General features: G+C 73.5%; 4 protein-coding genes. All 4 read right to left on the bottom strand.

Annotated elements, in window-relative coordinates; all coding sequences use genetic code 11:
* Window positions 1–355 precede the first annotated feature (355 nt).
* Entirely contained in the window at window positions 356–1,657 is a 1,302-nt protein-coding gene (locus AB0M20_RS21560; protein ID WP_364300715.1) for an MFS transporter, read from the bottom strand.
* 74 nt (window positions 1,658–1,731) lie between these two features.
* A complete protein-coding gene (locus tag AB0M20_RS21555) occupies window positions 1,732–2,310 on the bottom strand; it encodes an isochorismatase family protein (protein ID WP_364300712.1) in 579 nt (192 codons plus the stop codon).
* Window positions 2,311–2,320: 10 nt separating this feature from the next.
* Window positions 2,321–3,598, bottom strand: a complete 1,278-nt coding sequence (locus tag AB0M20_RS21550) for a nicotinate phosphoribosyltransferase (RefSeq protein ID WP_364300710.1) — start codon at window positions 3,596–3,598, stop codon at window positions 2,321–2,323.
* Window positions 3,599–3,607: 9 nt separating this feature from the next.
* Window positions 3,608–6,193 carry a LuxR C-terminal-related transcriptional regulator gene (locus tag AB0M20_RS21545; protein ID WP_364300708.1) on the bottom strand — a complete coding sequence of 862 codons (2,586 nt, stop codon included), beginning with the start codon at window positions 6,191–6,193 and terminating at the stop codon, window positions 3,608–3,610.
* Window positions 6,194–6,298: the final 105 nt, after the last annotated feature.

Raw genomic sequence — 6,298 nt, 5'->3', positions numbered from 1 at the left:
GCACCGCCCACCCGGGCTTGCGCACCGGGCTTGCGCACCGGGCTTGCGCACCGGGCTTGCGCACCGGGCTTGCGCACCGGGCTTGCGCACCGGGCTTGCGCACCGGGCTTGCGCACCCGCCCCGCGCACTGCACGCACAGGCTCTGCACCGCCGGCCGTGCGACGCCTGCCCGCGCACGGCCCTGCGTCGCAGGCGCAACGCACCGCCCCGCGCACTGCTGCACGCACCGACCGCGGGCGGCGCGCGCTGGCTGGACGCATCGCCCGCCTAGCACTAGCCGCACGCGCTGGCGCCGCGCACCCGGTTACGCACCGATCCGCTAGCCACGCGGGGCGCTGGGCGAGCTGTTCGGGTTTAGGAGCGGGGGCCTGTCGGTTCCGGGGTGGGCAGGATTGGCATCTCTGTTGCCGGGCCGGCTGCGGCCGCGTCCAAGGCCGGCTTGTCGGACGGCCGGTCGGACGGTGGCTCGGCGGCCTGTGCTGCCGCGCGGGCGCGGCGGTTGCGCAGCTCCGACGGCAGGACCGCCACGGCCACCAGCAGGCCGATGCCGCCGACCGTGGCGAAGCCCCACGGCGGGCTCTGCCAGTCCATGACGACGCCGGCGAGCGGGGCGCCCATCGCGACGCCCACCGTCAGGGCCGAGTTGTGCCAGCCCATCGCCTCGCCGCGGGCGCCCGCCGGGATCAGGCGGCTGATCGCGTCGGCCGTCGCCGTGATCGTCGGAGCGCACAGGACACCGGCCGGGATGATCAGCAGGGCCAGCAGCCACCAGTGGCCGCCGCCCAGGCCGACCGGGATGGTCAGCAACGCCATCGGGGCGAAGAGCGTCAGCGGGGACAGGCCGCGCCGCATCGTGCCGTAGACGACGCCGCCGAGCAGCGAATACACCGCCCACATGCTCAGCACCGCGCCCGTCCACTCGATCTCGCCGGACGCGCGCAGCACCGCCACGACCGACACGTCCGTGCCGCTGAGCACGAGCGTCGCCGCGGTGGTGATGGCCAGGATGCCGACGAAGCGAGGGGTCAGCCACTCGCGCCGCGGGATGCGCGACGCACCCGCCGGCTCCTCGTCGCGGCCGCGGATCGCCGGGTTGAGCACCCACAAGCCGACACCGGAGACCAGGATGCCGGTGCCCACCGCATACATGGCCGCGTGGCCGCCCGCGCCCGTGGCGATGAGCACGCCAAGCGCCGGGCCGGCCATGAACGACAGCTCGGTGGTGATGGAGTCGAGGGCGAAGGCCGGCAGCCGGTGCGACTCCGGCGCCAGCGCGGCGATCGACTGGCGGGCGACCGCGAACGCGGGCAGCGCCAGGAACCCGCCGAGCAGCGCGGCGGTCAGCAGCGCCCAATACGGCATCGAGGGGGAGGTGAACCAGAAGAGGCCCTCGGCCACGGTGGTGAGCACCAGCACCGGGCGCAGCCCGCGCCGGTCGGTGATGCGACCCATCACCGGCGCGCCCAGCGAGCCGCCGATGGTGAACGCCGCGCCGGCCAGCCCGGCCAGGAAATAGCCCAGCCCCAGATCCTGCACGACGTGCAGGGTCAGCGTGACGGTGCCGGCGGCGATCGGGATGCGCGCCAGCGTCGCCACCACCAGCAGCGACTTGATGCCGCGCAGGGCGAGGGTCTCCCGGTAAGGCGTGAGTGTCATGACGGTCCTAACCTCCGTCAGACATCTTCCCCGGGAGGTACGACATTTCTCGAACGAGTTAGACGAGCGTCACGTCAGACGTCGACCACCGGGGTGCCGGTGGTGGCGATCGAGGCGTCCCGGAACTGCTGCAGCGCGGCCTCGGTGGTGGCGGCCGCCACCCCGGCGGTCAGCTCCAGCAGCACCGTGGTGTCGAAGCCGGCCGCGGCCGCGTCCAGCGCGGTGGCCCGTACGCAATGGTCGGTGGCGATGCCCACCACCTCGACCTCGGTCACCGACCGCGAGCGCAACCACTCCGCCAGGCCGAGGCCCTCATTGGTGTGTCCCTCGAAGCCCGAGTAGGCCGCCTGGTGCTCGCCCTTGTGGAACACCGCCTCGATCCGGTCCTGGGCGAGCTCCGGGTGGAAGTCCGCGCCGCCGGTGCCGACCACGCAGTGCCGCGGCCAGGAGTCCACGAAGTCGGGCTGGTCACTGAAGTGCGCGCCCGGATCGATGTGGTAGTCCTTGGTCGCGACCACGTGGTCCCAGCGGCTCCCGGCCTTGTCCAGCACCAGCGAGATGCCGGCCGCGACCGCGGCGCCCCCGGCGACCGCCAGCGAACCGCCCTCGCAGAAGTCGTTCTGCACGTCGACGATGATCAGCGCACGGGACATGGCAGAAACCCTATGCGATGGTGACCGGGATGGCCGGGTCTCCGGCGGAGAGCTTCAGGCCCTCCCACGGGATCGAGATCAGGCACTGGCGTAGGTGCTCGCGCGACTCCGCCAGCGGCACCGCGGGCAGCACCTCGCCACCGGCGATGTACGAGTGCTGGAGCAGCCGGTCGTTCACCTCGTGGTCGGGCACGCCCTGGGACACCACGACCTCCTCGGTGGCCGTACCCGTGGGCTTGTGCCGCCGGACGGCGGTCTTGCGCCCACCCACCGTCGCCTTGTTCTCCGAGCGCTTGACCACCGGCCGGCCCTCCACCTCGACCAGCTTGTAGACCAGACCCGCGGTGGGCGCGCCGGAGCCGGTGACCACCGCGGTCCCGGCGCCGTACATGTCGACCGGCTCGGCGGCCAGGGCGGCGATCGAGTACTCGTCCATGTCGCCGGACACGACGATCTTGGTTTCCGTGGCGCCGAGCGAGTCGAGCAGCTCACGGGAGTGCTGGGCCAGCACCGACAGGTCACCGGAGTCGATCCGGATCGCCCGCAGGTCCGGCCCGGCGACGGCGATGGCGTTGCGGATGCCCTGGGCGATGTCGTACGTGTCCACGAGCAGCGTCGTGTTCTTGCCCAGCGCCGCCACCTGCGACGCGAAGGCGGTCGTCTCGTCGTCGTGCAGCAGTGTGAACGCGTGCGCCGAGGTCCCGGTGGTCGGAATCCCGTACCGCCCGCCCGCGGCGAGGTTGGAGGTCGACGCGAACCCGGCGAGATAGGCCGCCCGGGCCGCGGCGACGGCGGCTTCCTCGTGCGTACGCCGCGAACCCATCTCGATGATCGGCCGGCCCCGCGCGGCAGTGACCATGCGCGCCGCCGCGGCCGCGATCGCGCTGTCGTGGTTCAGCACGGAGAGGATCATCGTCTCGAGCAGCACACACTCGGCGAAGGTGCCCGAAACGGTAAGGATGGGCGATCCGGGGAAGAAGAGCTCGCCCTCGGCGTATCCGTCGATGTCACCGGTGAAGCGGTAGGACGCCAGCCACGAGGCGGTGTCGTCGTCGACGATGCCCGAGCCCTTGAGGAACTCGATGTGCTCCGGGTCGAAGCGGAAATCCCGGATCAGCGAGATCAGGCGCCCGGTCCCGGCGACCACCCCGTACCGCCGCCCGCCCGGCAACCGCCGCGCGAAGGCCTCGAAGACGCACGATCGCCCGGCCGTGCCGTCTTTGAGCGCGGCGCTGACCATCGTCAGCTCGTAGTGGTCGGTCAGCAGGGCAGGCGCGAAGTCCGTCACACGGTCAGCCTATTGCGGGAGTGATCGCAGTGCCGGTGCCAGCTCTATGCGGCCGTTCACACCCAGCTTCGCGTAGACGCGCTGTAGGTGGTTCTCCACCGTGCGTGGCGACAGGAAGAGTTGATCGGCGATCTCCCGGCTCTTCGCGCCGTCGGCAGCCAGCTCGGCGACCTGCCGCTCGCGGGTGGTCAGCGCCGGCTGGACCAGGCGCAGGGCGGGCGTACGCAGGGTGTCGCACCGCGCCAGCACGTCCGCCAGCAGCGTGCTCGCCGCCAGCGCCTGCGGGTCGCGCGCGGCCCGGAAGAGCCGCACCGCGCCGGCCGCCGCCTCCGCTGCGAAGGTCAGATAGCCCCGCCCGTGGAAGTCGCGGGCGACCGCGAGCAGCCCGTCGGCCGACGAGCCGGCGGCGGCCTGCGCGTGCCGCATCAGCAGCGGCGCGGCCGGCCCGCCGGGGATGGAGGTGAGCAGCACCGCCATCCGATCGGCGGCCAGCTCGGGCCGGCCCAGCCGGACGAGGTCGTGCAGGGCGAGCAGCTCGTGCCCGGCGAAGCCGTCCGCTCGCAGCCGCTTGACCAGCTCCTGAAGGTGCCGGACGGCGGCGGCGATGTCGCCGCAGACCGCGGCCGTCCAGGCCTGCGCCTGGATCCGCCACGGATAGAAGATGCCGTTGGACGCGCCCGCCGCCCGGTCGGCAGTGCGCATCGAGTCGCGAGCCAGCTCGGCCTCGCCGCGCAGCGCCGCGATGTGCGCCCGGGCAGCGTGCATGTTGCCGTCGTAGAGCCGGTTGCGCGCCAGGGCCGCGCAGGCCTGCTCGGTCGCGACCAGGGCGAGGTCGGTGCGCCCGCGCAGCCACGCCGCCTCGGCCTGCAGCAGGCAGATCCACCCCGAGCCGACGCCGAAGCCGCCGGTCTGGGCCAGGTCGGCGAACTCGTCGGCGAGGATGCGGTCGATGGCGGGCAGGTCCAGCGCGACGCACACCCGGGTGCCCAGGGCGGTGGGCAGCGCGTACTGCAGGGTCGGGGTGTCGAGCCGCCAGCCACCGCTGCCGGCCTCGACCACGTCCAGCAGCGTGGCGCTGGCCGCCGGATCGCCGCCGGCGGCGGCCAGGAAGCCGAGGACGCAGCGGGCCAGCTCGCGCGCCGGGGTGCGGGCGGCCGGATCGTCGAGTACGCCCTCCGCCAGCTCCCGCGCCCGCGCCAGCTGCATCAGGTAGAGCCGCATCAGGGCTTCGACGGCCCGGATCTGCGGATCACCCACACCGGCCGCGGTCAGCTCGTCGGGGGCGCTCGCGTGGCCGAGCCCCCAGAACTCGACGGTGGCCCGCGCGACCAACCGACGCACCGCGGGCCCCTCGGTCGCTCTCGCGAGGGCGTCCATCGCGTCCTCCGGCCGGTCCGCGTAGAGCAGCACCGTGGCCAGCAGCTCCGCGGCGTCGTACCCGGCGCCGTTCGCCCAGGCCGCGACCGCCAGCCGCTGCGCCAGGCCGAGATCGAATCGCCCGAACGCCTGGACCGCGGCGTCCAGCAGCATCCGCCCGTCCTGCGCGGTGCCGGAGTCGAGCCGCCACACCGCCACCCGCAGCAGGTCGCCGCGCCGCCGCGCGCCGGTGCTCTCGACCAGCCCGGCCAGCGTGGCGTGCAGCCGGCTCGCGCGGGTCGCCGGGCAGTGCTGGCGGACCACTTCGCCGTAGAGCGGGTGGGCCAGCCGGACGTCGCGGCGGCGGCCGTCGTCGACCACTCGGATCAGTCCGCGTTCCTCGGCGGCCTCCACGTGGCGGCGGCGGGTGGCTCGCAGAAGCAGCGTCAGGCCCAGCGGCTCACCGAAGGCGACCAGCTCGAGCACCTCGCGTACCCCCTGGCTGAGCCCGCCGATCCGGGCGTCCACCAGGTCGGCCAGGCTGGGTGCGAGGGTGAGCCGGCCGGTCCAGCGCCAGATCCCGTACGCCCGGCCCATCTCGCCGCCGCCCAGCGCGGCCATCACCAGCTCGCGCAGCAGCAGCGGATTGCCGCCGGCCAGCCGCGCCAGCCGCTGGGCCGACGGTGCCTCGATCGGCCCGCCCAGGATGGCGGCCAGCAGGTCGCGGGACTCCTCGGTGCTCAGCGGCAGCAGGTCGGCGTGCTCGACCAGCCCCTCGGTCCACAGTGCGGAGATCTGCGGTGGCACGGGCTCGCCGGTGCGCAGGGTGCCGAGCAGCGTGGCGCCCTCGCGGACCAGCAGGTGGACCAGCGCCGCGGAGCTGCGGTCGAGCAGATGCGCGTCGTCCACCGCGAGGACCAGGCTGCGCTCGCCGGCGTCGACCTGCAGCTTGCCGGCCGCCCAGCGCAGCATGCCCGGCGCCGAGAGGCCGGGCGGCGCGTCCGGCGGGAGCATTTGGGCGAGGCTGCCGAAGGGCAGGCCGTTGGTGCCGATCGTGGCCGAGGCGGAATGGACGGCGTATCGATCGGCGGGCAGCCGGCGGACGGCCTCGCAGAGCAGGCGGCTCTTTCCGACACCGGGATCGCCGCTGAGAATCAGGCCCCTGGAGAATGCATTCTTCGCGGCCGCAGTGAACCGGTCCAGATCGGCGACACGCCCGACCAGATCCCAGTTCGCCACGGGTGCAGCATATCGAAATGCGTCACGGTCATGTCACTAGCTGTACCCCCATCAATAATGAGCAGTTACCTGGTCTTCTCCGGCCCGGGCGCCGGACCCACCGGT

The sequence above is a fragment of the Actinoplanes sp. NPDC051633 genome, from assembly GCF_040681735.1.
Classification (GTDB): Bacteria; Actinomycetota; Actinomycetes; order Mycobacteriales; family Micromonosporaceae; genus Actinoplanes.
Note: the sequence above shows the minus strand (reverse complement) of the source record. Positions and strands in the feature narration are given on the sequence as shown.